Below are 24,245 nucleotides of genomic sequence, written 5' to 3' on the forward strand. Positions count from 1 at the left end.
GCGCGGATCTACCGGCGGGTCCGGGCGCGCCGGTGCGCGAGAAGGCGTCGGCTCAGAGCGATGGAGAGCGCCCCGATGAGACCACCCAGCGTATTGGCGACGACATCGAGGGCGCTGCTCGTGCGGCCGGGCAGGAAGACGCCCTGGACGACCTCGATGGCGAGCGGGACGACCGCGGCCACCCCGATCAGGCGCCATGGGTGCCCTGTGAGGAGCACTCCGAGGACGATGCCGAACGGCACGAAGAGGATGATGTTGAGCCCGAAGTCCATCGTCACCGGGGTCGCCCCCGGAAAGAGCCGGTAGAGGGCGGCGTAGGCCGCGCCTGCATCACGGTCGGGATGGTCGGGCCAGAGCAGGATGACACCCAGAGCGGCGAGGTAGACCGCCGCCACGGTGGTCGCGACGTATCGGCGACGGACACTCGGGCGGGCGGCGGGCACGGACCACTGTAAACACGCCGCGCGCCACACGGTGAACCACCTCAGCTGCGGCGACCGAACGTCCTGCGCACGATGCGGAGCAGGCCGAGGAAGCCGAAGAGCCCGACCACGGCGCCGAGTACCGCGAACAGCGTGATGGAGCCCCCGAGGACGGGGCCTCCACCCGCGATCACCAGGACGACGGCGATCACCACCGCGGCGATCGAGACGAGGGTCGAGGCGATCTCACCCGTCGCCCGGCCGAGGATCCCGCTGACGTCATCTCCGTCGGCGCTACGGAGGGTGATCCCGATGGACCCCTTCTCGACGCCGGTGAGCAGGGCGTCGAGACGGCGTGGGATCTGTTCGAGGCGGGCGAGGGCGATGACCGCCTGGGCTTGCACATCGGTGGCCAGGCGCGTGACCGACACCGTCCGACGCAGCAGCGTCGGCATGAGGGGAAGCGCTCGTCCGACCATGTCGAAGTCGTCCACGATGACCCGCAGGCAGCCTTCGAGGGTCGCGAAGCTGCGGAAAGCCGAGGCCAACTCTCCCGGCAGTGCGATGTGATGCTGGCGGATCACATCGACCATTCGCGTGAAGATCGAGCCGTGACCGCTCGTGCGCAGATGCTCCGTGGTCAGGACGACGCCGACGTCGTGTCGGAAGGCCTCGAGGTCGACGTCGTCGGGTGCGTCCACGATCAGCAGGAGGGCATCGGTGGCGGCGACATCGTTCTCGCTGAGAGCGGCGAGAAGGAAGGCTGTCATGTGCTGACGCCGACTCCGCTCGATGATGCCGACGGCGCCGAAGTCGATGAGGCCGAGGGTGCCGTCGCTCTTGAGCAGGACATTGCCCGGGTGGAGGTCGGCGTGGAAGACGCCGTGCACGAGGATCTGCTCGAGTACCGTCGCCATGAGCGTCTCGGCCAGGCGGTCGCGCTGGGCCGGATCGAGCCGACGGATGCGGGCAGCCGAGTCGCTCAGGGCCGCCCCCTCGATGAGCCCCATCGTGAGCACACGCTGACCGGAGGCCTCGGCGAAGACATCCGGAACGGTGACGAGGCCGCGTCGATCGGGCTCGGCGTGATCGATCAGCTCGAGTGTCGATGCGATCATCTGCGTGTTCCGCGCCTCGATGCGGTAGTCGAGCTCTTCCAGCAGGGTGGCGGTGAACCCGCGGGCGACCGATTCGATACGGAGGTCGCGGCCCACGCGGGTGCGCGCCTCGGCTCGCTGCGCGAGACGGCCGATGATGTCGGCATCCGCCTCCACCTGCGCCCGGGCTGCGGGTCGCTGCACCTTGACGACGACGGCCGTGCCGTCGAGCAGCCGGGCTCGGTGCACCTGCGCGACGGAGGCGGCGGCGAGGGGCAGGGGATCGACCTCGGTGAACACGGCCTCGATGGGTCGCCCGAGATCGCCCTCGATGACCGAGCGAACGGTGTCCCAGGGCAGGGTCGTCGCGTTCGTCTGCAGGGACGCGAGGGCGCTCAGGTACGGCTCCGGTACGAGGTCGCGGCGCGTGGAGAGCACCTGGCCGAGCTTGACGAAGCTCACCCCGGCGTCGTTCAGCGTCGCGACGATGGCGCGGGCGCGCTCCTCGGAGGTGCTGAGCTGCTCCTCGACGCGGGCCCGGCCGCCGTGGAAGAGCCAACCGACGCCATGCCGCGAGGCGATGGCGAGGATCTCCAGGTAACGCCGGGTGCGTTTGCGCTGGCGCAACGCGGCGCGGACCACGTCGATGGGGTTGGGCAACGGACGGGTGGGGAAGACCGCTTCGCTCGCGACGAGAGCGGCGACCCCGAGGGCGAACACCCACGCCAACGAAAGCGCGATCACGCCCACCCAGATCCACACGTCCTCCGGCGGAATGGATGCCGAGCCGTCGGGGAAACCCGTCTGCCGCAGGGTCCACCCTGCCGAGGGAACCCCGAGGAGGAAGACGAGCAGTCCGACGACGATGCTTCGTGGCCAGCCGACGGCGGTTCCCAGGACGCGGCGCGCCACGAACCCGACGAGCACAGCCGAGACGACGGCGGTGATCGAGATCAGGATGCTGGCCATCACGTGGTCAGCGTAGCCGGGTGCGGCTTTCTCGGAGTCGTCCCGCTTTACTTCCGCAGACCGCGCAGCGTCTTCTTCGCGCGCTTCTCCGCGGCGGCGGCCGCCTTCCGCGCGGCCTTGCGGCGGCGCTTACGCGCACGCGGGTCGTTCCACAGACGCACGACCTGGTGCCCCACCGATTCGCGATTCTTGATCTGGACCCGCGGCGTACGGGTGCCGATCACGTAGGCGAGCAGAGCGACGGCCCCGATCACGATGAGCTTGTTGCGCATGGCATCCTCCCTGTCGGTGGAGACCCCGGAGGCTCCGCGGCCCACGGCCGCGAGCGAGATCCCTCATCACTGAGACGCGTCGTGGGAGCGTTTCGTCACGTGCGATCCCCGACGTCCCCGCATCGCGTGCGGCGCGGACCGCAGAACGTTCCGGTGACAGGGTGCAGGGGACTGCCCGCCGTCTCTCAGGGGCGTCCCATGCCGTGATAAGTCCAGCCGGCGGCGCGCCAGGCCACGGGGTCGAGGCAGTTGCGGCCGTCGATCACGATGCGCCCGCGGACCAGCTCGGCAGCGTGCTCGGGGCTGAGCTCGCGACGGTACTCGTCCCATTCGGTCACGACGACCACCGCGTCCGCGTCGCGAAGAGCGGAATCGAGGTCGTCGTCGTACGTGAGCTGCGGGTGCAGTCGGCGCGCGTTCGCGATCGCCGCAGGATCGGTGAGGGTGACCAGCGCGCCGAGGCCGTGCAGACGAACGGCGACGTCGAGGGCGGGGGAGTCGCGGACGTCGTCGCTGTGCGGCTTGAACGCCGCACCGAGCACGGCGATCTTCTTCTCGTAGACGCTGCCTCCCAGCGCGCTGATGGACAGCTCGACAGCCCGGTCACGACGGCGGAGGTTGATGGCATCCACCTCTCGAAGGAAGGCGACCGACTCGCCCCGTCCGAGCTCCTCGGCGCGAGCCGAGAACGCTCGGATGTCTTTGGGGAGGCACCCGCCGCCGAAGCCGATGCCGGCGCCGAGGAACCGCCGCCCGATACGGGCGTCGTGCCCGATGGCATCGGCGAGCGTCGTCACATCGGCGCCGGTCACCTCGGCGATCTCGGCCATCGCGTTGATGAAGCTGATCTTCGTGGCGAGGAAGGCGTTGGCGGCGACCTTGACGAGCTCGGCCGTCGCGTAGTCGGTGATGATGAAGGGCGTGCCCTTGGCAACCGACGGGTAGTAGACCTCTCGGAGGATGCGGGCCGTGCGTTCGCCGTCGTCCGTCGGAGCGCCGTCGTCGGAGGGGACGCCGGCCACCAGACGATCGGGGTCGATCGTGTCCTTCACCGCCCAGCCCTCGCGAAGGAACTCCGGGTTCCAGACGAGGGTCGCTCCGTGCTCGGCCACGCGGGGCGCGAGGCGCGCGGCGGTGCCGACCGGGACGGTCGACTTCCCCGCGACGACGTCGCCCGGGCTGAGGAACGGCAGCAGGCCGTCGACGGCCGCGTCGACGTACGTCAGGTCCGCGGCGTATCCGCCCGCCTGCTGCGGCGTGCCGACGCCGATGAAGTGCACGGCGGCTCCGCGTGCGGCGGACATCTCGGTCGAGAAGGTCAGCCGGCCCGAGGCGATGCCCTCGGTCAGGATCTCTTGAAGGCCGGGCTCGAAGAAAGGCGCCTCCCCCTTCGACAGGGCCGCGATCTTGCGCTCGTCGACGTCGATCCCCACCACCTCGTGCCCGATCGAGGCCATCGCCGCCGCGTGAACGGCTCCCAGATATCCGCAACCCACAACAGACAGACGCACGATCAAAGCCTCTCAGATCTCCGGACGGCGGTCGGACCGGTCCGGCGGTGACCACTGCGGCGCAGTGGGCGGGGCGTCACGCGGCGGTCTCGCCGGGGGCGAGCGCCGCGCGGGCCGTCTTGCCGAGGATGACGAAATCGCCCAGCAGCGTCCAGTTTTCCACGTAGGACAGGTCGAGCCGTACCGAATCCTCCCAGGAGAGGGAGGAGCGGCCGCTGACCTGCCACAGTCCGGTGATGCCGGGCTTGGCGAGGAAGCGTCGATGGACGTGGTCGGCGTAGACGGCCACCTCCGACGGAAGGGGCGGTCGTGGCCCGACGAGGGACATCGAGCCGCCGATCACGTTGAAGAGCTGGGGGAGTTCGTCGAGGCTGAATTTTCGCATGACGCGGCCGATCGGCGTGACCCGGGGATCGTTCTTCATCTTGAACAGCACTTCGTTGCCCGAGTCGCGTTGCTGTGCGGCCAGCTGCGCGCGCAGCTCCTCGGCGTTGACGACCATGGAACGGAATTTGTACATGGTGAACTCGCGGCCGCGGAAGCCCACACGGGTCTGACGGAACAGGACCGGTCCCTCACTCGACAGGCGCACCGCGATCATCAAGGACAGCAGGACCGGGCTGAGGAGCACGACACCGACGCTCGCCGCGATGAGGTCGACGGATCTCTTCAGGAAGCTCTGTCCGCGGGAGAATTTCGGCGTCTCCACGTGGATCAGGGGCAGTCCGGCGACGGGCCTGGTGTGCAGGCGCGGACCGGCGATGTCGACGATGCTGGGCGCCAGGACGAGGTGCTGGCGGCCGGCCTCGAGACTCCACGAGATCTGCTTGACCTTCTCGGCGGGGAGTTCGTCGGCGCTGGTGATGGCGACCGTGTCGGCGCCGGTGGCCTGCAGTGCCCTCGTCACGTCACCGACGTGGCCCATCACCGGGATCGTGGTGCCGGGGATGGTGTCGGCGGTCTTCCCATTCGGCACGCAGGCGCCGACGACGCGGTAACCGGCACTGGGGCTGCGCGCGAACTCGCGAGCGAGCTGCGTCACGGAGGGCAGCGACCCGACCAGGAGCACGTGGGCGGAGTACCGACCGCGTGAACGCTGCACCACCAGCCACTGCCGCCACATCCATCGGGTGAAGCAGAGGACCAGGATGCCGAGTGGCAGGCTCACCAGGAGGTAGCCCCGCGCGAGGTCGATCTGGGTGAGGAAGGCGACGATGGCCACGGTTCCGAAGAGTCGGAAGCTCGCGTCGGCGATCCGGACGTACTCCGCCGAACCGGTGCCGATCACGCGGTCGCTGCGCGATTCGACGAAGGCGAGGGCCCACATCCAGGTGACGATGAGGATCGCCGAGAAGGCCCAGTACGACAGGTCGCTGATGCGGCTGTCACGGCCCGCGGCGAGCTGCGCGTTGCCCAGCCCGAACCAGAGGAGCTGGGTGCCGTAGACGACCCACACGAGGGCGGCGAAGTCGGTCAGCACGAGGTTGCGTCGGTATCGTCCCCGCCACGGATCGCGGACGTGCGCGGGCGGCGTGGAGCCGGGGGACGGCACCGGTGTCATGGGTGACTCGGACCTCTCGGACGCCGTCTGGTCCACGACGGGGGCGGTCTCCTTCGGCTCGGCGTCGGATGACGACGCGCCAGGACGCAGGCCGGACATCGCCATGTGCGCCCCTTCCCTTCCCCACGCGCGCGTGGGAACCCTCCCGCGAACAGTAACAGGCAAAATTCACCCGTCAACTCACCCTGCTTTTCTTGTCATCCGCGGGAAACGTCGACGTCCGCTGTCCGCGCGCGCACCGACCGGCGGCGGATTGGTCGGTGCGGGGGCGGTCCCCTACACTCGGGCGCGGATCAGCTGCTCCCGGCTGCCTCGAGATCGTGCCGCTCGGCGGGGTCGTCACCGCCCGCCCGCACGAAAGGTTCCGATGTCTCACGCCTCGTCGCCGCGTGCCCCTCGGCGCGTGGAGGTCGGTCTGATCGTGTCGATCGCGATCGCCGCCCTGGTGGTCGCCGCCGTCGCCGGCGTCTTCGCCTTTGCGCTGCTCCGCCCCGAGCCCGCGGCGACCTCGTCGCCCGTGCCGACCCCCGAGCCGCCCACATCCGCTCCCATACCGTCGGCGACATCGAGTCCGACCCCCACTCCGCCCCCGGCGCCGCCGGTCTCGCCGGCCGCCCAGGGGTGCGAGGGGTCGTCGACCCTGATGACGGTCTGGGCGCATCCCGACGACGACATCATCTTCGCCAACCCCACCATCTCGGATGCGATCGCGGCCGGGCGGTGCGTGCGCACGGTGTTCGTCACGGCGGGCGATGCGGGCAAGGGGATGGACTACGTGCGGGCGCGGGAGCTCGGCATCCTGCGCGCCTACAACGCCATGCGCGGTACAGACGGCGAATGGGATGCCACGGAGCTCACGCTCACGACCGGCGTGCACGCCCGACGGCTGACGCCGAAGGACGACCCGCGTCTGTCGGTGCTGTATCTGCGTCTGCCGGACGGCAACATCACGGGTGCCGGCTTCGACCTCACCGCGCACGCGACCCTCAGCAGGCTCTACGACGGAACCGGGGCCTCGCTTGCCCCGGTCGACGGCGGGCCGGCGGTGACCCGGGATCAGCTCGTGAGATCGGTCCGAGAGCTGGCGTCCGCGTTCGCACCGGAGAGCACCCTCACCCACATCCCCCGGGGCAGTGCCTTCGCGCCCGGCGACCACCCCGACCACTCGGTCGTCGGGACCCTCATCCGCGATGCGCTGACATCGGACGCGTCCGTCGGGCCCGGCATCCGGTACTTCGTGGGGTACCCCTCCGAGAACCTGCCCCGCAATCTCACGGGAGCGGTGCTCGACTCCAAGGTCGACACATATCGCATCTATACGCAGCAGGATCAGGTGATCCGCTGCGCCGACCGCAGCGCCTGCCTTCAGACCCGCAAGTTCGGCGAGTGGCTCCAGCGGTCGTACCCCAAGACCGAGGCCGAGCTGCAGATGGGGTGAGCCCCGCGACCGCTCTTGGCGGCCTCAGGAGTCTCCCGAGAGCGACTCTTCGACGGCGGCCCGGGCTTCGCGCTCGGCGATGATGTCGACGAAGTCCTTCACCGGCGCGTCGGCGTACTTGTCGACCGCGACCACGGCCTCTTCGTGCACGACACCCGGCTCCGCTTCGGGAAAGCGCGCCTGCACGCGCTCCTCGACCCCGGCGATCGTCTCGTCCTTGTCGAATCCCTCGTTGCGCGTCGTCATGGTCCGATCCTCAGTGCTGGTAGGTGCCGTGGAGGATCGCCCGTCCGAGCGTCTTGAACGCCAGGTTGAACGACACGACAGCGGGGGAGGCGTCGGCGTCGACACCGAGCGAGGACTCGCTCACCGCGTGGACGACGAAGAAGTACCGATGAGGCTGATCCCCCTGCGGGGGCGCCGCGCCGAGGAACCCCGCCTCTCCGCCGTCGTTGCGGACGTGGAGGGAGTGACCCGGCAGGGAGCCGGCGGCAGCGCCGGATGCGAGCTCGCGGACGTCCGCCGGGACGTCGACGAGCACCCAGTGCCAGAAGCCGCTCGGGGTGGGGGCGTCGGGGTCGAAGCCCGTGATCACGAACGACTTCGTGCCCTCCGGAACGTTCGACCAGGAGAGATGGGGCGACGTGTTGCCCTTGTCGGCGACCTGGTCGTCCGAGAGCGGCTGTCCGTCGGTGACGTCGTCGCTGACCACGTCGAAGGACGGGACGGACGGGAGGAGCGGGTACGGATCGGGCGCCTGCGGGCGGGAGAGATCGGCCATGGACGGCACGTTAGGTCGACGGGGTGACCGAACGGCAGGGCTTGCGTCCGATCTCGGTGGGGGATATCGGTCAGCGGTCGAGGCGAAGGAGTGAGTGCGCGGTCTCTGTGCACCCCTCGGGCGCGGGGAGGCCGTAGTCGTTCTCGACGATGGTGCGCAGTTCGGCGGCGAGCTCGTCGACAGAGGGCTGTGCGTCGAGGGCGTCGAGGATGGGCAGGATCAAGTCGTCGTATTCGTCGTCGGGCCATCCCTGGCCGATGTGGTGGACCCCGATGGGATCCCACTCGTTGAGGACGGCGCGGATGCGCAGGGCTACGGGCGACAGTGACCGCGGCGGTGTGGACGTCTGCATACGGGGAGTGTGGTCAGCTTCTCTAGGTGCGCGCTGAGCATCGGCGATGCGTCCGGTGCGTGACGCTCGTCGGCGCCGGCGCGGCGTGGGAGCGTGATCCGCCGATCGGTTTCATCCACCCCGCCGGGTGGCGGGACTGTGGGGTTTCGAATTCGGAAAGCGCCATCGCCGCGATACCGTCGAAGGGCGCCCGAGGGCGAGGGGGAACCCGCAATCCGTCGCCGGGGGGCGAAGTACAGGACGGAGTCGCCGTGAGTGACATCGACGAGCCTTCGGGTGCCGATCAGGCACCCGACGAATCGGCGACGCCGCGTCGCGCGGGCCTGACCCGCAGAGCCCTGATCCTCGGCGGGGTGGGTATCGGCGGCCTCGCCGCGATCGGTGGGGGCGCTCTCGTCTATCGCCAGATCCGGCGCTCCGCGCCCCCCGAAGGTACCTGGGTCAAGCTCAGTCCCATCGTGCCGGTTCCCGACGCATCCCCTCGCGCGATGTCTCCCGCCTTCGAGGAGCCCGGCGACGACACCACGGTGGCGATCTGGGCTCACGCCGACGACGACATCATCTTCGCCAACCCCCACCTCGCGGCAATCATCGGCTCGGGGGCGACGCTGCGCACGGTGTTCGTGACCGCCGGCGACGCCGGACGGGGCCTCGCCTACGCGCAACAGCGAGAGGCCGGCATCCGTGCCGCATACGACGAGATGCGCGGCAGCACCGAGCCGTGGAACACCACCCAGCTCACGCTCCACAGCGGCGCTCGGGTCACCCGCTTCGTGCCCTCGGACGACGCGCGGCTGTCGATCACCGTGCTCCGGCTCCCGGACGGGAACCTCAGTGGGAAGGGTTTCGCGACGACGGGCGAGGCGGGTCTGACTCAGCTCATCAACGGCACGGTGCCCGCCCTCGCGCCGATCGACGACGGCCCGACGCTCGACGCCCGTCGTCTCTCGGAGACCGTCGCCGAACTGATCCACGCCGGCCGCCCCGACCACATCACGACGAACATCCCCCACGAGAGCGCGTTCGCGCGAGGCGACCACCCCGACCACTCCTGCGTCGGTTCGCTCGTCCGGGCCGTGGCGCCCGTCGTCGGGATCGCACCCGAGGCCGTCATGTACTACATCGGGTATCCCTCGCAGCACGAGCCGGTGAACGTCGAGGGGGAGACCCTGGACGCGAAGGTGGACGTCTACGCGACCTACGCGGCGCAGGACCCCGTCGTCACGTGCGAAACCGCGGCCGCCTGCCTCGCGCAGCCCGGCTTCGGTCAGTGGCTGCGGCGCTCGTACGGCAAGAGTGAGGGCGAGCTCCGGCTCACCTGAGTCGCGCCTTCGGCCATCATCGTCGATCGGTCGGCGAGCTGGCGCGTTCCGCGATGAGAGCGGCCTCGACGCGCGACGACACCGACAGCTTGCTCAGGATCGAGCTCACGTGATCTTTGACCGTCGCGGAACTGAGGTGCAGTCGGCGGCCGATCTCGGCGTTCGAGTCGCCCGTCGGCAGGCACCCGAGCACGTCGCGCTCGCGCCCGGTCAGGAGGGCGACACGACGCGCGGCGTCGAGGTCGGGTCTCCCCGCGAAGCCGTCGACGAGGGAGCGGCAGACCTCCGGCGACAGCACCACTCCGCCCGCCGACAGAGAACGGACCATCGCTGCGAGGTGGGCGGGATCGGTGTCCTTCACGAGGAAGCCCGAAGCGCCGTCGCGCAGGGCCCGAGTGATGGACTCGTCGGACGCGAACGTGGTCAGGATGCCGACCACCGGTCGTTCCGCCTCGTCCCGGAGGGCGGCGAGGATGTCGAGGCCGCTGAGTCCCGGCATCCGGATGTCGAGGAGGACGACGTCGGGGCGGAGCGCTCGGATGGCGGCGAGGGCATCGGGTCCGTCGACGGCGGCGACCACCTCGATGTCGTCGGCTGCGTTCAGGATGAAGGCGAAGCCGGAACGGACGAGGGCCTCATCGTCGACGACAACCACCCGGATCACGAGTGTCACTGTACGCCGAGACGACGAAGCCGCCCCGGTGAGGGGGCGGCAGGCCGGGACGAGGCACGATACGTGGGGCTCAGCGCCTCGCCCCGGGGTTCAGGGGGAGGTCAGTCCTCGGAGACCGTGACGGTGACCTCGATGTTGCCGCGCGTCGCGTTGGAATACGGGCACACCTGGTGGGCCTCGTCGGCGAGCTGCTGGGCGAGGTCGTGCTCGATGCCGGGCAGGACGACCTCGAGCAGCACGGCGAGCTGGTAGCCGCCCTGACCGTTGGGGCCGATGTGGACGCGGCCGCCGACCGAGGAGTCCTCGATCTTGACCTTGTGCCCGCGAGCGACGGAGTGCAGGGCGCTGTGGAAGCAGGCGGCGTACCCGGCGGCGAACAGCTGCTCGGGGTTGGTGCCGGCGCCGGAGCCGCCGAGCTCCTTGGGGGGTGCGACGTCGAGGTCGAGGTAGGTGCCGGCGGTCACGTGACCGAGGCGGCCCTGGCCGGTGGAGACGGCTTCGGCGGTGTAGAGAACGTCCATTGGTGTTCCTTTCTGGGGGTGGGTGCGACAGTCAGGCCCTGGTGCGCGCCGCGTCGGCGGCGCGCGCGTCGTCGGGATGGTCGCGCAGGTCTTTCATGGCCTCGGTCAGCTGGTGCAGGGCGTCGATCAGCTCGCGGGCGCTGGCGGCGTCGGCGAAGCCGGAACCCGCGACGATGCACCGCGGGACGTGGGCCAGTTCGGCACGAAGCGCGGTGCCGCGATCGGTGAGCGCGACGGTGACCACGCGCTCGTCGTCGGCGCGGCGTGTGCGGGTGAGGTAGCCCGCGTTCTCCATGCGGGCGAGCATGGGCGAGAGTGTGCCGGAGTCGAGCTGCAGAGCCTCGCCGAGGCTGCCGACGGTCTGTTCGCCGTCGTTCCACAGGGTCACCAGGGCGATGTACTGCGGGTAGGTGAGATTCCACGGTTCGAGGAGCGCGCGGTACGCCTGCGTCGTTGTGCGATTGGCGGCGTAGAGCGCGAAGCACACGAGCTGGTCGACTGCGGGCATGAGAGAACTATTGCACACAACTAAATTGTGCACAACCTATCGATGGTGCGGTTCCGTCGGGGTGGGGAGACGATGTCAAGCCCTGACATCCGTCCATGAGACGTCGCAGCATGGGCGCATGACCAGCCGCAGCGACGCGAGCGCCTCCGCGCCTCCGGGGTTCCTCCCCGACGGCGAGCGGGATCTGCTCGCCATCAACGGGCATCACTTCGAGCTCGGTGCGCCGGTCGCGCCCCTGCTCGGCGACCTCGCCTGACCTCCACCGACGCGCGAGCCGTGGGGCTCGCGGTCGGGTCGTGCGCGCCGCATCGGCGCGCGGGATCACGAAACGTCGGTGCGTTCCTCGCCGTCGCGCGTTCCTTCGACGGGATGCCGAGTCACCGACAACTCCGCCACTCGGCGTCGATCGACCGCGCTCACCTTCAGCGTCGCGCCGTCGACCTCCACGACGTCGCCGACGTGGGCGAGGCGGCCCAAGCGCTCGACCACGAACCCGGCCACGGTGTCGGACGCGCCGCGCGGGAGTGTGACGCCGGTCGCCTCCTCGAAGTCCTGCAGGTTCAGACGCCCCTCGACGGTGCCGTGCTCCCCCTCCGCCAGGGGCTGCTCGGCATCCGTGTCGTATTCGTCGAAGATCTCGCCCACGACCTCCTCGACGAGATCCTCGAGGGTCACGATTCCATCGGTGCCGCCGTACTCGTCGACGACGACGGCGATATGACTTCCCTCGGCGCGCATCGCGGTGAGCGTCGGCAGCACGCGAGCAGTCGACGGGATGTACCGGATCTCGCGCGTGACCGCGCTCAGGGCCCGTTCCGGGTCGTCGGTGAGGTCGCGCACGTGGACGAAACCGACGACGTCGTCGATGGTCTGCTCCGCCACGGGGTAGCGCGAGAAGGGTAGATCGCGCACCTGGTCGTACGCGTCGGCGATGGTTCCGCCGGCGTCGAGGGTCACGACCTCCGGTCGAGGACGCATGACCTCGCTGACGTGGCGGTCGCGGAGAGAGAGGACGTCGTCGAGGATGCGTCGCTCGTCGGCCGGGAGGCCTTCGTGGCTCGAGACGATGTCGCGCAGCTCCTCGTCGGTGAGTTCTTCGCCGGTCTTGTTCGGATCGCCGCCGAGAAGACGCACCAGCAGATTCGTCGAGATCGACAGCAACCAGATCACCGGGCGCATGAGCTTCGCGAACCCGTTCAGCACGGGGGCCACGGAGTAGGCGAATGCGGCATTGCGCTGGATGGCAAGCCGCTTGGGAACCAGTTCGCCCAGCACGAGCGACAGGTACGCGATGACGAGCGTGAGCGCGATCGTGGACACCGTCGCGGCGGCTCCCTGCTCGAGGCCGAGGTTCGTGAAGAGGGGAGTGACGGACGGAGCGATAGACGACGCGCCGTACGCGGCCGAGGCGAACCCGGCCACCGTCACCCCGATCTGCACGGCCGACAGGAACGTGTTGGGGTTGCGCGCCAGATCGGCAACCTTCTGGCCCCGTCGGCCGCGGGCGGCGAGCGCGTTGACCTGGCTCTCGCGAAGGGTGACCAGGGCCATCTCCGTCGCGGCGAAGACTCCGCCGATGAGAACGAAGATCACGACGAGCACGATGTTCAGCACGAGATCGTTCATCGGCACGCCGTCCGCTCAGCCCACGCTGCCGTCGGCGGCCGACACCCGCACGGTGACACCGCCGGCGAGGTCGATGCTCCACGTCGCCGTGGTGCCGTCGCGCTGCAGCTCGGCTTCGTCGACGGCGCCGCCCGTGCCCTGAGCCGCGGCGATGCGCACGGCGTCCGCCAGGGTGGTTCCGGCCGCAGCGAGCGCCGATCCGTCGTCGGCGTCGAGGGCGCCGCTGTCGGAGGACGAGCGCACCTCCCCGCCGTCCGCACTCACGCGGACCTCGACCTCACGGTCACCGGATGCCACGTGCACCTCCCACGCCCCGTCTTCCGCCTCGAGCTGGAACGCGCGTCCGCCGGCGCGGGACTCGGCCGTCGTGATCGCCCTGACGGCCTCGCGATCGTTGGTCGCGGCGTCGCCCGCCGGGGTCGTGGGGGTGCACCCGGCCATGGCGAGCGCGCTCGCGGCGAGCAGAAGGGCGGCGGCGGATGAGCGACTCGGAGCCATGGGGGAAGGCTAACCAGCAGCTCGGTGCCGGGGAGAGGCGTTGCGCGTCAGCGGCGATCTGTGCGTAGCGCGTCTTACCAACAGGACCGTCGCGCGTCAACAGCACCCTCGCGTTCAGCTTCGACTCGAAACATAACCCCCATGAGCGAGATCACTGCACACCACGGACTCCTGACCGACATCGACCTCCACGTCGACGACACGGGCGGCACGGGTCGCCCCGTCGTCCTGATCCACGGCTGGCCCCTCTCGGGAGAGTCCTGGGCGCACCAGGTCCCCGCCCTGCAGGGTGCGGGCTACCGCGTCGTGACGTACGACCGTCGCGGCTTCGGGCGCAGCGACAAGCCGCGCACCGGCTACGAGTACGACACGTTCAGCAACGACCTGGAGGCCGTGCTCGAAGCGCTCGACCTGCGCGACGTCACGCTCGTCGGTTTCTCGATGGGTGGGGGAGAGGTCGCTCGATACCTCACGCGTCACGGATCCGACCGCATCCACAGCGTCGTCTTCGCCGCCGCGGTGCCTCCGTACCTCGCGAAGACCGACGACAACCCCCAGGGCCCGCTCGATGACGCGACCGCCGACGGCATGAAGCAGGGGCTGAAGGACGACGAGAAGGCGTTCTACCACCAGTTCACGACCGACTTCTTCTCCGTCGACGGCACGCTCGCCGTCTCGGAGGCCGACCGGGCCGAGGCCGAGCGTCTCGCGAATCAGGCCGACCACCACGCCGCCCTGAAGTCGATGGAGGCCTTCGCGACCACCGACTTCCGCGAGGATCTTCCGAATGTCACGGTGCCCACCCTCGTCATCCACGGTGACAGCGACACGACCGTGCCCTTCGAGGGTTCGGGCAAGCGCACCCATGAGGCGATCGCCGACAGCGAGCTGCACGTCGTCGCGGGGGCGCCCCACGGTGTCAACGTCAGCCACGCCGACGAGTTCAACCGTGTGCTGATCGACTTCCTGAAGCGCTGACCCGCCGCCGCGCGTCCCTCTCTCGCCCGCACCCGCGGAGGACGCGACGGATGCCGAGACGCCCCGCCACCCGACCGGTGGCGGGGCGTCCGTCTTTTGCGGGGACGTCCGCGGTTCGGGGTGTGCGGTGGGCGCGCTCGGGCCGGGGAGGAGGGCCGGCGTTTGGTCATGGCATCCGGATGACGTAGTCTTGATCTTTGGTGCCCGCCTCTCTGCGAGCGGGTTGCCCGAACGTGAGCCCTCCACCGGCCCTGTTCTCCCGTCATCGGCGGGGCAACGGACCACCGGAGCGGGATTCACGAACTCCTCCGTTCGATCAAGAAAGCAGCACTACTGTGACGCGCACTTTCACCCCCAAGGCCGCTGAGGTCACGCGCGAGTGGGTCGTTATCGACGCCACCGACGTCGTTCTCGGCCGTCTGGCCTCGCACGCGGCGGTCCTCCTCCGCGGCAAGCACAAGGCGACCTTCGCCAACCACATCGACTCCGGCGACTTCGTCATCGTGATCAACGCCGACAAGGTCGCGCTCACGGGTCAGAAGCTCACGCAGAAGAAGGCCTACCGCCACTCGGGCTTCCCGGGCGGCCTCAAGTCCGTCACCTACGACGAACTCCTCGAGAAGAACCCTGTCCGCGCGGTCGAGAAGGCCATCCGCGGCATGCTGCCCAAGAACAGCCTCGGCGCGGCGCAGCTCAAGAAGCTCAAGGTGTACCGCGGCGCCGAGCACCCCCACGGTGCTCAGCAGCCCACGGCATACACCTTCGACCAGGTCGCCCAGTAAGCGCCGCCGGATAAGGACGAAACAGTGTCGAACATCGACTCCAGCAACTACAGCACCGAGACGCCGGCCGAGCAGTCGGCCGTCGCGACCGAGCGCCCCGTGCTCTCGGTCCCCGGCGCAGCCGTGGGCCGTCGCAAGCAGGCCATCGCCCGCGTGCGCCTCGTTCCCGGTTCGGGCACGATCACGGTCAACGGCCGCACGATCGAGGACTACTTCCCGAACAAGCTGCACCAGCAGCTGATCAACGACCCGTTCACGGTGCTCGAGCTCGCCGGCTCGTACGACGTGATCGCGCGCATCTCCGGCGGTGGCCCCTCGGGTCAGGCCGGCGCGCTGCGCCTGGGCATCGCCCGCGCGCTCAACGAGATCGACGCCGAGAACAACCGCCCGACCCTCAAGAAGGCCGGCTTCCTCTCGCGCGACGCTCGCGTCAAGGAGCGCAAGAAGGCCGGTCTCAAGAAGGCCCGCAAGGCGCCTCAGTACTCCAAGCGCTGAGTTCGATCCTCCGTATGCCTCTCTTTGGCACGGACGGGGTGCGGGGGCTGGCCAACGGCCTCCTCACCGCCGAACTCGCGCTGCACCTGGCCCAGGCGACCGCTGTCGTCCTGGGCCAGGGCCGTTCTGCGGAGGCGCGCAAAGCCGAGGGCCGTCGCCTCACGGCCGTCGTCGCCCGCGACCCGCGCGTCTCGGGAGAGTTCCTCTCGGCCGCGGTCGCCGCAGGATTGGCCTCCTCCGGTGTCGACGTTCTCGACGCCGGTGTCATCCCGACCCCGGCCACCGCGTTCCTCATCGCCGACCATGACGCCGACTTCGGTGTGATGGTGTCGGCCTCGCACAACCCGGCCCCCGACAACGGCATCAAGATCTTCGCCCGTGGCGGCACCAAGCTGCCCGACATCGTCGAGCAGCGCATCGAGAGCGCTCTCGAGTGGGACCGGCTGCAGCCCACCGGCGCCGGAGTGGGCCGCATCCGTCGCTTCGCGGACGCCGAGGACCGGTACGTCCTGCACCTGCTCGGGTCGCTGCCGCATCGGCTCGACGGCATCCACGTCGTCCTCGACTGCGCCCACGGTGCGGCCGCCGGTGTGTCTCCCGAGACGTTCAAGGACGCGGGCGCTCGGGTGACGGTCATCGGAGCCGAGCCCGACGGCCTGAACATCAACGACGGAGTGGGCTCGACGCACCTCGACGTGCTCGCCGAAGCCGTCGTCCGCCTGGGAGCCGACGTCGGCATCGCGCACGACGGCGACGCCGACCGCTGCCTGGCCGTGGACGCGCAGGGCAACGTGGTCGACGGCGACCAGATCATGGCGATCCTCGCGGTCGCGATGAAGGAGCGCGGCGCGCTGGCCGACGACACGCTCGTGGCGACGGTCATGAGCAACCTCGGACTCCATCGCGCGATGCAAGCCCACGGCATCCGGGTCCTGCAGACCGGCGTGGGCGACCGCTACGTTCTCGAAGCCATGAACGAGGGCGGCTACTCCCTCGGCGGCGAGCAGTCCGGGCACGTCATCATGAGCGAGTTCGCCACCACCGGCGACGGCCTGCTGACCGGTCTGCACCTCGTGGCCGAGATGGCCCGGCAGGACAAGACGCTGGCCGAGCTCGCCTCGATCATGACCGTCTATCCGCAGGTGCTCGTGAACGTGCGCGGTGTGGATCGCGAGGGCGTGGACGACGAGGGCGTGCAAGAAGCCGTCGCCGCGACGACGGCAGAGCTCGGCGACTCCGGTCGCGTGCTGCTGCGCGCCTCGGGCACGGAGCAGCTCGTGCGCGTGATGGTCGAGGCGGCCTCCGAAGAAGATGCCCGCGCACACGCGGAGCGTCTCGCCGAGGTCGTGCGCGAGCGTCTCGCGCTTTGACGCGCTGAAGGGGCGGGGGTGTGTCGAGCACCCCCGCCCCTTCGCTGTCCGCCGACGTCCGATCAGCGGGATGCCGCGGTCGTCAGTACTCGAGCGACTCGATGTAGCGGAGCAGGACGCCTTCGCGCAGCGCCCAGGGAGAGACCTCGAGCTCCTCGACGTCGAGGGCCTTCATCGCACGTTCGACGACGATCGCGGCGGCCACGATCTGGAACGTACGGTCGGCGGTGATGCCGGGGAGGGCCTCGCGCGCGTCGGCGGGGATGCGGGCGAGCCGGGGGATCCAGTCCTTCAGTTCCCGCCGCGGGAGGACCATCCGGTCGATGCCCGACCAGCCCGGGACGGGATAGCCCGCCAGCTTGGCGAGTGAGCGGATGGCCTTCGACGATCCGACCACGTGGTCGGGGCGCGGAAGCGCGGCGAAGCGTTCGGCGACGGGGGCGAGCACGGATGCCGCGTGCTGACGCAACGCATCGATCTCGTCGTCACCGGGAGGGTCGTGGGGGAGGAACTGCACGGTGGATCGTCCCGCTCCCAGCGGCACCGACTCGGCGAGATCGGGGAGCTCGTCGGCGCCGCCCGCGATCTCGAGGGAGCCGCCGCCGATGTCGAACAGCAGGATCTGGCCCGCCGACCACCCGAACCAGCGACGGACGGCGAGGTAGGTGAAGCGGGCTTCGGTCTCGCCGCCCAGGACTTGCAGAGGCTGTCCGAGCGCCTCCTCGATGAGGGCGATGACCTCGTCGCCGTTGGTCGCGTCGCGCACCGCCGAGGTCGCCGTGGCGAGGAGCTCGTCGACCCCCTCGGCTCGGGCGCGATCGCGCGCGGCGGTCACGGCATCCACCAGTCCCTGCACGCCCTCTGCGGAGATCGACCCGTCGGGCTGGAGGTACCGCATGAGTCGGAGCACGGAGCGGTGCGAGGTGGTGGCGGTCGGGCGCCCTCCTGCGCGAGCGTTCGCGACGAGCAGGTGGACGGTGTTCGAACCGATGTCGAGGACTCCCAGGCGCACGGTCCGAGCGTAGCGGCCGCCGTGCGACGGGCCGGGTCCGCGGGACAGAGCAGCGCCGCGGGTAGCATGAGCGGGTGTCCGCCGCCGAGACCGCAGCTCCTGCGCCGTCGCTGAGTCCCTACCGTCAGATCGATCGCGATGACTGGTCCCGCATGGCGGGCGGGCTGGAACAGCCCCTGACCGAGAACGAGATCGTGCAGCTGCGCGGCATCGGCGACCGGCTCGACCCCCGCGAGGTCGCCGAGGTCTACCTGCCGCTGAGTCGTCTGCTGAGCCTCTACGCCCGGGCGACGCGCCGACTCGGAGCCGACACGAGCAGCTTCCTGGGGGAGCCGGATGCCACCACCCCCTTCGTCATCGGAGTCGCCGGATCCGTGGCGGTGGGCAAGTCGACGATCGCGCGCCTGTTGCGCGAGCTGATGAGTCGCTGGCCCGACACCCCGCGGGTGGAGCTGGTCACCACCGACGGCTTCCTGTACCCCAATGCCGAACTCGAGCGGCGCGGTCTGATGGACCGCAAAGGCTTCCCCGAGTCGTACGACCGTCGCGCGCTCGTGGAGTTCCTCAGCGAGGTGAAGTCGGGTGCCGAAGAGGCGCGGGCTCCCTTCTACTCCCACGTGCGGTACGACATCATGCCCGACGCGCACGTCACGGTGCACCGGCCCGATGTGGTCATCGTCGAGGGGTTGAACGTGCTGCAGCCGCCGCCCTCGCCGAACGAGGTGGCGGTCAGCGACCTGTTCGACTTCTCGATCTACGTCGACGCGGACGCCGCACACATCGAGCGCTGGTACGTGGACCGATTCCTCGCCCTGCGCGACAACGCCTTCACCAATCCGACCTCGTTCTTCAAGGTCTTCGCCGATATCAGCGACGAAGAGGCCGTCGAGCGTGCGCTCGGGTACTGGCGCGAGATCAACCTGCCCAACCTGGAAGAGAACGTGCTGCCCACGCGCCACCGCGCGAAGCTCGTGCTGCAGAAGGGCGCGGACCACACCGTCGAGACGGTGCTGCTGCGCAAGCTGTGAGGGCTCGCCCCCGCGCCGCGCGCCGCGGGGCGCTGCGGAGGGGTTTGCCCAGCCCCGCCACGTAGACTCGAACCCATGTGCGGAATCATCGGTTACGTGGGTCCTCGGCAGAGCCAGGACATCCTTCTGGCGGGTCTGTCGCGTCTGGAGTACCGGGGGTACGACTCCGCCGGCATCGCCGTGATCGACGGCGACGGGCAGCTCGATATGCGCAAGCGCGCGGGGAAGCTGGCCGTTCTGCGTGACGACCTCGAGTCCACGCCCATGCCGAACGGCACCACCGGCATCGGTCACACCCGCTGGGCGACGCACGGCGGTCCCACCGATGCCAACGCCCACCCGCACCTGGCCGACGACGACAAGCTCGCCGTCATCCACAACGGCATCATCGAGAACTTCGCCGAGCTCAAGAGCGAGCTCGTCGGCGACGGTTTCGCGTTCCGCAGCGAGACCGACACCGAGGTCGCCGCGGTCATGATCGGCCGCGAGTACGCGCGCACCAAGGATCTGGTGCAGGCCTTCCGCTCGGTCGTCTCGCGCCTCGAGGGGGCCTACACGCTCCTCGCCATGCACGAGGACCACCCGGGCCTGGTCGTCGGAGCGCGCCGTAACTCGCCGCTGGTGATCGGCCTCGGCGAGGGGGAGAACTTCCTCGGCTCCGACGTCGCCGCCTTCGTCGAGCACACGCGCAACGCGCTGGCGATCGGTCAGGACGAGATCGTCGCCATCACCCCCGAGGGCGTCGAGGTCACCGACTTCTCGGGCGCCCCCGTCGAGGTCGAGGCCTTCGAGGTCACCTGGGACGCCTCGGCCGCCGAGAAGGGCGGTTGGTCGTCGTTCATGGCCAAAGAGGTCTCGGAGGAGCCCGAGGCCGTCGCGAACACCCTCCGTGGCCGCATCCACGAGGGCCGCGTCGAGATCCCCGAGCTCGATGGGCTCGACGACTTCCTCGCCGACATCGACCGCATCCTCGTCATCGCGTGCGGCACGGCCGCGTACGCGGGCATGGTCGGCAAGTACGCCCTCGAGACCTGGACCCGCGTCCCGGTCGACGTCGAGCTGGCGCACGAGTTCCGCTACCGCGACCCGGTGCTCACCCCCCGCACGCTGGTCGTGTCGATCAGCCAGTCGGGCGAGACCATGGACACGCTCATGGCCGTCAAGTACGCCCGTTCGCGCGGCGCGAAGACGCTGTCGATCTGCAACACCCAGGGGGCGACGATCCCGCGCGAGTCCGACGCGATCGTCTACACGCACGCCGGCCCCGAGGTCGCCGTCGCCTCGACGAAGGCGTTCGTCGCGCAGATCACCGCGCTGTACCTGCTGGCGCTGCACGTGGGCCGTGTGCGCGGCGCAGTCGACCCCATGGCCGCCGTCGAGGCCGTCACCGAGCTCGAGGCCGTGCCGGGCAAGATCGCCCGCGTGCTCGAGACGGAGCAGGGCCGCATCGAGCAGCTCGCGCACTGGATGGCCGACACCCGTTCCGTGCTGTTCCTCGGTCGCAACGTCGGGTACCCGATCGCGCTCGAGGGCGCGCTCAAGCTCAAGGAGCTGGCGTACATCCACGCCGAAGGCTTCGCCGCCGGCGAGCTCAAGCACGGCCCCATCGCGCTGATCGAACCCGGCCAGCCGGTCTTCGTCGTCGTCCCCAGCCCCCGCGGCTCGGGCGAGATGCACAAGAAGGTCGTCTCGAACATCGAAGAGATCCGCGCCCGCGGCGCCCGCGTCATCGCGATCGCCGAAGAGGGTGACGTCGCCGTGCTCCCCGCCGCCGACGAGGTGCTGCGCATCCCGCTGGCTGCACCGCTCTTCGAGCCGCTCCTGGCCGTCGTGCCGCTGCACATCTTCGCGATGGGGCTGGCCGAGGCCAAGGGCCTCGACGTCGACCAGCCGCGCAACCTCGCCAAGTCGGTGACCGTCGAGTAGACACCGCATCGAAGGGGCCGGATGCCGTGGCATCCGGCCCCTTCGTCGTCTCGGTGTCGGCGGGCACCGGCAGAATAAGAGGGATGTCAGGAGGGGAGCGCGCATGATCGTCGGTATCGGCGTCGACCTCGTCGACGTCCCGCGGTTCGAGGAGCATCTGCGGCGTACCCCTCGGCTGCTTGCTCGCCTGTTCTCGACGACCGAGCGCACGTTGAAGCCGCGATCCCTTGCAGCGCGCTATGCGGCCAAAGAAGCCCTGATCAAAGCGCTCGGCGGTTCCGAGGGTGTGCACTGGACCGACATCGAGATCACCTCGGAGGCGTCGGGCCGGCCGGTCTTCTCGCTCAGCGGCGAGACGGCCATCACGGTCGCCCGTCGCGGTATCACGGCCGTGCACCTGTCGCTGTCGCACGACGCGGGCCTCGCGACGGCGTACGTCGTCGCCGAGTCCCTTCCGGGCGCCGAGGTGCCGGCATCCGAGATCCCGCCCCGCCGAGAGGACGACGCATGACGATGGCTCCGGGAGTGCTGCGCGAAGCGACGATCGACGTCGACGCGATCACCGAGAACGTGCGTCACCTGCGCGCGCTGACCGGGTCGGAGATCATCGCGGTCGTCAAGGCCGGGGGATACGGGCACGGGGCGCAGCGCGCGGCCGCCGCGGCGCTTCGCGGGGGAGCCACGCGCATCGGCGTGTCCGACATCGACGAAGCGCTGGCCCTGCGCCGCGCCGGCATCACCGCTCCGCTCTTCGCCTGGCTCCACGCGCCGGGCGCGTCGTTCGTCGAGGCCGTGCGCGAAGAGATCGAGCTCGGCATCTCCGACATCGATCAGCTCCTGCGCGCGGGCGAGGCCGCCCACGGCGAGCGGCCCGTCGCCGTGCACCTGAAGATCGAGACCGGGCTGTCGCGTAACGGCATCGCCCCCGCCGACTGGCGCACGGTGTTCTCCGAGGCGGCGCGTCTCGAACGCATCGGCCGACTGCGGGTGGTCGGGCTGTTCTCGCACCTGTCGAACACGAGCGAGGCCGACGACCGTGCCGCTCTCGCGCGGTTCGAAGAGGGAGTGATGCTCGCGGCCTCCGTGGGCCTGACTCCGCCGCTGCGGCACATCGCGGCCACGAACGCGGCGATCGCGCTGCCCGAGGCCCGGCTCGGCTGCGTGCGGATCGGCATCGGTCTCTACGGCATCTCGCCCTTCGGCGACCGCTCGTCCGCTGATCTGGGCCTGCGCCCGGCGATGACCCTGCGCGGCGCGGTGGCGGCCGTCCGGCGTGTCCCGGCGGGCACGGGGGTGTCGTACGGGTACGACTACCGCACCGACCGCGAGACGACGCTCGCGCTGATTCCCCTCGGCTACGCCGACGGTGTGCCGCGGCAGGCGTCGGGTCGGGGGCCCGTCTCGATCAACGGCCGTCGGTTCCACGTCGCCGGACGCATCGCGATGGATCAGTTCGTCGTCGACGTGGGCGACCACCCGGTCGCGGTGGGCGACGAAGCCGTGCTCTTCGGCGACCCGACTCTGGGCGTGCCGTCGGCGCGGGACTGGGCGGATGCCGCCGACACCATCGACTACGAGATCGTCACGCGCGTGGGTGCGCGCGTGCCCCGACGGGAGGTGCGCGCGTGAGCGTTCCCGACGACCTGCTCGGCGAGCGGCTCATCGAGGGTCCCGGCGACATGGAGGAGCTGGGCCGGCAGATCGGCCGCTCACTCGCACCGGGTGACGTGGTCGTGCTGACCGGTCCCCTGGGCGCCGGCAAGACGACCCTGACCCGAGGGATCGGCGAGGGTCTCGGCATCCGGGGTCCCGTTCAGAGCCCGACCTTCGTCATCGCCCGCACCCATCCCTCGCTCGTCGGGGGGACGCCGCTCGTGCACGTCGACGCGTACCGTCTCGGGGCCGCGGTCGAGCTCGACGACCTCGACATCGACGTCGCGGGCTCCGCGGTGATCGTCGAGTGGGGTCGCGGTATCGCCGACGACCTCGCCGACACGTGGTGGGAGATCGAGATCGACCGCCAGGTCGGGGGACGCGGGGTCGACAACGCCTGCGGCGAGATCGCGGTGCACACGGTCGAGCTCGACGCCGACGCTCCACGCAGGGTCACGATCTCGCGTCGCCCCTGAAACCCGCGCGACGCGCGAGAGGAGCGCGGGGACGTTCGCCGTGCACGCGGAACGCGGGAACGCGGTCCGCGGCCCACACCTCGCGGAGCGCGCGCAGGGTCTCGACCGGCTGCTCGACGTGGGCGAAGTGCCCGCTGTCGTCGAGGACGCGATCGTCGAAGTCGCGCATGAGGCGCTCCCACTCGCGGGCGTCGCGCTCGGCGACGAAGACGTCGTGCTCACCTCGCACGGAGCGCACCGGGCACACGATGCGACGCCACACGCCGTCGTCGTGCGCGCGCGAGAGGTGGGCCGCGGACAAGAACGCCGAGGGGCGGATCTCGTCGGCGAGGTCGTCCGTCACGGATCGGTCGATGTTCTGCGGATGCCGGAACAGCGGACGCGCCAATCGGCGCAGCGCTCCCGTGCGGCGCAGCAGGCGCAGCAGCGGCGAAGCCAGGGGTCCGAGGCCGCGCAGAACCTTCATCGCGACGACCATCCCCGCCAGCCATGGCAGCCGCGGAGCATTGCGCAGGGGGTGACGAGCGATGGCGCGCGCGCCGGCGCCGCTGGGCGAGATCACCCCGACGGCGACGGTCTCGCGGGGGAACCGCGCGGCGATGTCGAGGGCGATCACACCGCCGAGGGAATGTCCGACGACGCGCCAACGCGGGTAACCGAGAGCGCGGGCCACGGCGGCGACCGACACGGCGATCTCGGCCGGTTCCGGCACGGGCCCCGGCGTCTCGCCCCAGCCCGGCAGATCGATCGCGACGACGTCCGACAGGGGGAGGCGTACGCCGTCGGACGCCGCGATCAGGGGGCCCCAGGTGCGCCACGACCCCGCCGCGCCGTGCAGCAGGATGGTCGCCACGGGGCTTCCCGACCGCCGACCCGCGTGCACGACCAGCGGCCCCGCCCCGGTGGGGACGACCACGCGGCGCAGGTCGAGGTCGGCGGCATCCATGCCCTGTGTTCGGAGCGGAGAAGAGGTC

Annotated in this window: 27 protein-coding genes; 12 read left to right on the forward strand and 15 right to left on the reverse strand. The window is 70.2% G+C overall.

What is annotated here, in order from left to right:
* Window positions 1-8: 8 nt before the first annotated feature.
* The 5 genes from J2X55_RS05350 to J2X55_RS05370 form a co-directional block, all read right to left on the reverse strand.
* A complete protein-coding gene (locus tag J2X55_RS05350) occupies window positions 9-443 on the reverse strand; it encodes a VanZ family protein (RefSeq protein ID WP_309822225.1) in 435 nt (144 codons plus the stop codon).
* 41 nt (window positions 444-484) lie between these two features.
* Window positions 485-2,488, reverse strand: a complete 2,004-nt coding sequence (locus tag J2X55_RS05355) for an AarF/UbiB family protein (RefSeq protein WP_309823013.1) — start codon at window positions 2,486-2,488, stop codon at window positions 485-487.
* A 47-nt stretch (window positions 2,489-2,535) separates the two neighbouring features.
* Window positions 2,536-2,760 (reverse strand): hypothetical protein, encoded by a 225-nt coding sequence (locus J2X55_RS05360; protein WP_115915884.1) that lies wholly within the window; start codon window positions 2,758-2,760, stop codon window positions 2,536-2,538.
* A 185-nt stretch (window positions 2,761-2,945) separates the two neighbouring features.
* On the reverse strand, window positions 2,946-4,271 hold the full coding sequence (locus tag J2X55_RS05365) for a UDP-glucose/GDP-mannose dehydrogenase family protein (RefSeq protein WP_309822228.1): 1,326 nt from the start codon (window positions 4,269-4,271) through the stop codon (window positions 2,946-2,948).
* A gap of 76 nt (window positions 4,272-4,347) precedes the next feature.
* Window positions 4,348-5,937: a sugar transferase gene (locus tag J2X55_RS05370; protein WP_396653243.1), complete on the reverse strand. Its 1,590-nt coding sequence runs from the start codon at window positions 5,935-5,937 to the stop codon at window positions 4,348-4,350.
* Window positions 5,938-6,199: 262 nt separating this feature from the next.
* Here J2X55_RS05370 and J2X55_RS05375 point away from each other — a divergent pair, with 262 nt between their 5' ends.
* Complete coding sequence (locus J2X55_RS05375; protein ID WP_309822229.1) at window positions 6,200-7,270, forward strand: PIG-L family deacetylase; 1,071 nt, start codon at window positions 6,200-6,202, stop codon at window positions 7,268-7,270.
* Window positions 7,271-7,294: 24 nt separating this feature from the next.
* Here the strand turns inward: J2X55_RS05375 and J2X55_RS05380 are convergent, their stop codons facing one another.
* The 3 genes from J2X55_RS05380 to J2X55_RS05390 all read right to left on the reverse strand — a co-directional run bounded on the left by J2X55_RS05380 (window position 7,295) and on the right by J2X55_RS05390 (window position 8,403).
* Entirely contained in the window at window positions 7,295-7,516 is a 222-nt protein-coding gene (locus J2X55_RS05380) for a three-helix bundle dimerization domain-containing protein (protein ID WP_115915882.1), read from the reverse strand.
* 10 nt (window positions 7,517-7,526) lie between these two features.
* Window positions 7,527-8,051 carry a YbhB/YbcL family Raf kinase inhibitor-like protein gene (locus J2X55_RS05385; protein WP_309822233.1) on the reverse strand — a complete coding sequence of 175 codons (525 nt, stop codon included), beginning with the start codon at window positions 8,049-8,051 and terminating at the stop codon, window positions 7,527-7,529.
* Window positions 8,052-8,121: 70 nt separating this feature from the next.
* Entirely contained in the window at window positions 8,122-8,403 is a 282-nt protein-coding gene (locus tag J2X55_RS05390) for a hypothetical protein (RefSeq protein ID WP_309822235.1), read from the reverse strand.
* Between the two features lie 251 nt (window positions 8,404-8,654).
* On the opposite strand from J2X55_RS05390, the gene J2X55_RS05395 reads away from it, so the two are divergent.
* Window positions 8,655-9,725: a PIG-L family deacetylase gene (locus J2X55_RS05395; protein WP_115915879.1), complete on the forward strand. Its 1,071-nt coding sequence runs from the start codon at window positions 8,655-8,657 to the stop codon at window positions 9,723-9,725.
* A gap of 16 nt (window positions 9,726-9,741) precedes the next feature.
* Here J2X55_RS05395 and J2X55_RS05400 read toward each other — a convergent pair whose 3' ends face one another.
* The 3 genes from J2X55_RS05400 to J2X55_RS05410 form a co-directional block, all read right to left on the reverse strand.
* Window positions 9,742-10,389, reverse strand: a complete 648-nt coding sequence (locus J2X55_RS05400) for a response regulator transcription factor (protein ID WP_115917339.1) — start codon at window positions 10,387-10,389, stop codon at window positions 9,742-9,744.
* 110 nt (window positions 10,390-10,499) lie between these two features.
* Window positions 10,500-10,919 (reverse strand): organic hydroperoxide resistance protein, encoded by a 420-nt coding sequence (locus J2X55_RS05405; protein WP_309822238.1) that lies wholly within the window; start codon window positions 10,917-10,919, stop codon window positions 10,500-10,502.
* A gap of 31 nt (window positions 10,920-10,950) precedes the next feature.
* Window positions 10,951-11,427, reverse strand: a complete 477-nt coding sequence (locus tag J2X55_RS05410) for a MarR family winged helix-turn-helix transcriptional regulator (protein WP_309822240.1) — start codon at window positions 11,425-11,427, stop codon at window positions 10,951-10,953.
* 118 nt (window positions 11,428-11,545) lie between these two features.
* Here J2X55_RS05410 and J2X55_RS05415 point away from each other — a divergent pair, with 118 nt between their 5' ends.
* Window positions 11,546-11,683 (forward strand): hypothetical protein, encoded by a 138-nt coding sequence (locus tag J2X55_RS05415; RefSeq protein ID WP_181906351.1) that lies wholly within the window; start codon window positions 11,546-11,548, stop codon window positions 11,681-11,683.
* A 65-nt stretch (window positions 11,684-11,748) separates the two neighbouring features.
* Here the strand turns inward: J2X55_RS05415 and J2X55_RS05420 are convergent, their stop codons facing one another.
* Both J2X55_RS05420 and J2X55_RS05425 read right to left on the reverse strand, forming a co-directional pair.
* Entirely contained in the window at window positions 11,749-13,053 is a 1,305-nt protein-coding gene (locus J2X55_RS05420; protein ID WP_309822242.1) for a hemolysin family protein, read from the reverse strand.
* 15 nt (window positions 13,054-13,068) lie between these two features.
* Window positions 13,069-13,551: a PepSY domain-containing protein gene (locus J2X55_RS05425; RefSeq protein WP_309822244.1), complete on the reverse strand. Its 483-nt coding sequence runs from the start codon at window positions 13,549-13,551 to the stop codon at window positions 13,069-13,071.
* A 141-nt stretch (window positions 13,552-13,692) separates the two neighbouring features.
* On the opposite strand from J2X55_RS05425, the gene J2X55_RS05430 reads away from it, so the two are divergent.
* The 4 genes from J2X55_RS05430 (at window position 13,693) to glmM (ending at window position 17,176) form a co-directional block, all read left to right on the forward strand.
* Window positions 13,693-14,529, forward strand: coding sequence for an alpha/beta hydrolase (locus tag J2X55_RS05430; protein ID WP_309822246.1), 837 nt, complete (start codon window positions 13,693-13,695; stop codon window positions 14,527-14,529).
* Window positions 14,530-14,864: 335 nt separating this feature from the next.
* Window positions 14,865-15,311, forward strand: a complete 447-nt coding sequence (rplM, locus tag J2X55_RS05435; protein ID WP_058230950.1) for a 50S ribosomal protein L13 — start codon at window positions 14,865-14,867, stop codon at window positions 15,309-15,311.
* A gap of 24 nt (window positions 15,312-15,335) precedes the next feature.
* Window positions 15,336-15,806 carry a 30S ribosomal protein S9 gene (rpsI, locus tag J2X55_RS05440; RefSeq protein WP_074696481.1) on the forward strand — a complete coding sequence of 157 codons (471 nt, stop codon included), beginning with the start codon at window positions 15,336-15,338 and terminating at the stop codon, window positions 15,804-15,806.
* A 14-nt stretch (window positions 15,807-15,820) separates the two neighbouring features.
* Window positions 15,821-17,176, forward strand: coding sequence for a phosphoglucosamine mutase (glmM, locus tag J2X55_RS05445; protein WP_115915873.1), 1,356 nt, complete (start codon window positions 15,821-15,823; stop codon window positions 17,174-17,176).
* 82 nt (window positions 17,177-17,258) lie between these two features.
* On the opposite strand, the gene J2X55_RS05450 is transcribed toward glmM, so the two are convergent.
* Window positions 17,259-18,188 (reverse strand): Ppx/GppA phosphatase family protein, encoded by a 930-nt coding sequence (locus tag J2X55_RS05450; protein WP_115915872.1) that lies wholly within the window; start codon window positions 18,186-18,188, stop codon window positions 17,259-17,261.
* Window positions 18,189-18,262: 74 nt separating this feature from the next.
* Between J2X55_RS05450 and coaA the strand changes: the two genes are divergently transcribed.
* The 5 genes from coaA to tsaE all read left to right on the forward strand — a co-directional run bounded on the left by coaA (window position 18,263) and on the right by tsaE (window position 23,271).
* The gene (gene coaA / locus J2X55_RS05455; RefSeq protein WP_309822249.1) at window positions 18,263-19,216 is read left to right on the forward strand and encodes a type I pantothenate kinase; all 954 of its coding nucleotides are present in this window, start codon (window positions 18,263-18,265) and stop codon (window positions 19,214-19,216) included.
* A gap of 75 nt (window positions 19,217-19,291) precedes the next feature.
* Window positions 19,292-21,142 carry a glutamine--fructose-6-phosphate transaminase (isomerizing) gene (gene glmS, locus J2X55_RS05460; RefSeq protein WP_115915870.1) on the forward strand — a complete coding sequence of 617 codons (1,851 nt, stop codon included), beginning with the start codon at window positions 19,292-19,294 and terminating at the stop codon, window positions 21,140-21,142.
* Window positions 21,143-21,245: 103 nt separating this feature from the next.
* The gene (locus tag J2X55_RS05465; RefSeq protein WP_309822251.1) at window positions 21,246-21,653 is read left to right on the forward strand and encodes a holo-ACP synthase; all 408 of its coding nucleotides are present in this window, start codon (window positions 21,246-21,248) and stop codon (window positions 21,651-21,653) included.
* A complete protein-coding gene (alr, locus tag J2X55_RS05470; RefSeq protein WP_309822253.1) occupies window positions 21,650-22,771 on the forward strand; it encodes an alanine racemase in 1,122 nt (373 codons plus the stop codon). Before J2X55_RS05465 ends, alr begins: the two co-directional genes overlap by 4 nt.
* The gene (tsaE, locus tag J2X55_RS05475; protein ID WP_309822255.1) at window positions 22,768-23,271 is read left to right on the forward strand and encodes a tRNA (adenosine(37)-N6)-threonylcarbamoyltransferase complex ATPase subunit type 1 TsaE; all 504 of its coding nucleotides are present in this window, start codon (window positions 22,768-22,770) and stop codon (window positions 23,269-23,271) included. Before alr ends, tsaE begins: the two co-directional genes overlap by 4 nt.
* Here the strand turns inward: tsaE and J2X55_RS05480 are convergent.
* Window positions 23,249-24,217 carry an alpha/beta hydrolase gene (locus J2X55_RS05480; RefSeq protein WP_309822257.1) on the reverse strand — a complete coding sequence of 323 codons (969 nt, stop codon included), beginning with the start codon at window positions 24,215-24,217 and terminating at the stop codon, window positions 23,249-23,251. The genes tsaE and J2X55_RS05480 overlap by 23 nt on opposite strands.
* Window positions 24,218-24,245: the final 28 nt, after the last annotated feature.

Source organism: Microbacterium sp. 1154 (assembly GCF_031455375.1).
Classification (GTDB): domain Bacteria; phylum Actinomycetota; class Actinomycetes; order Actinomycetales; family Microbacteriaceae; genus Microbacterium.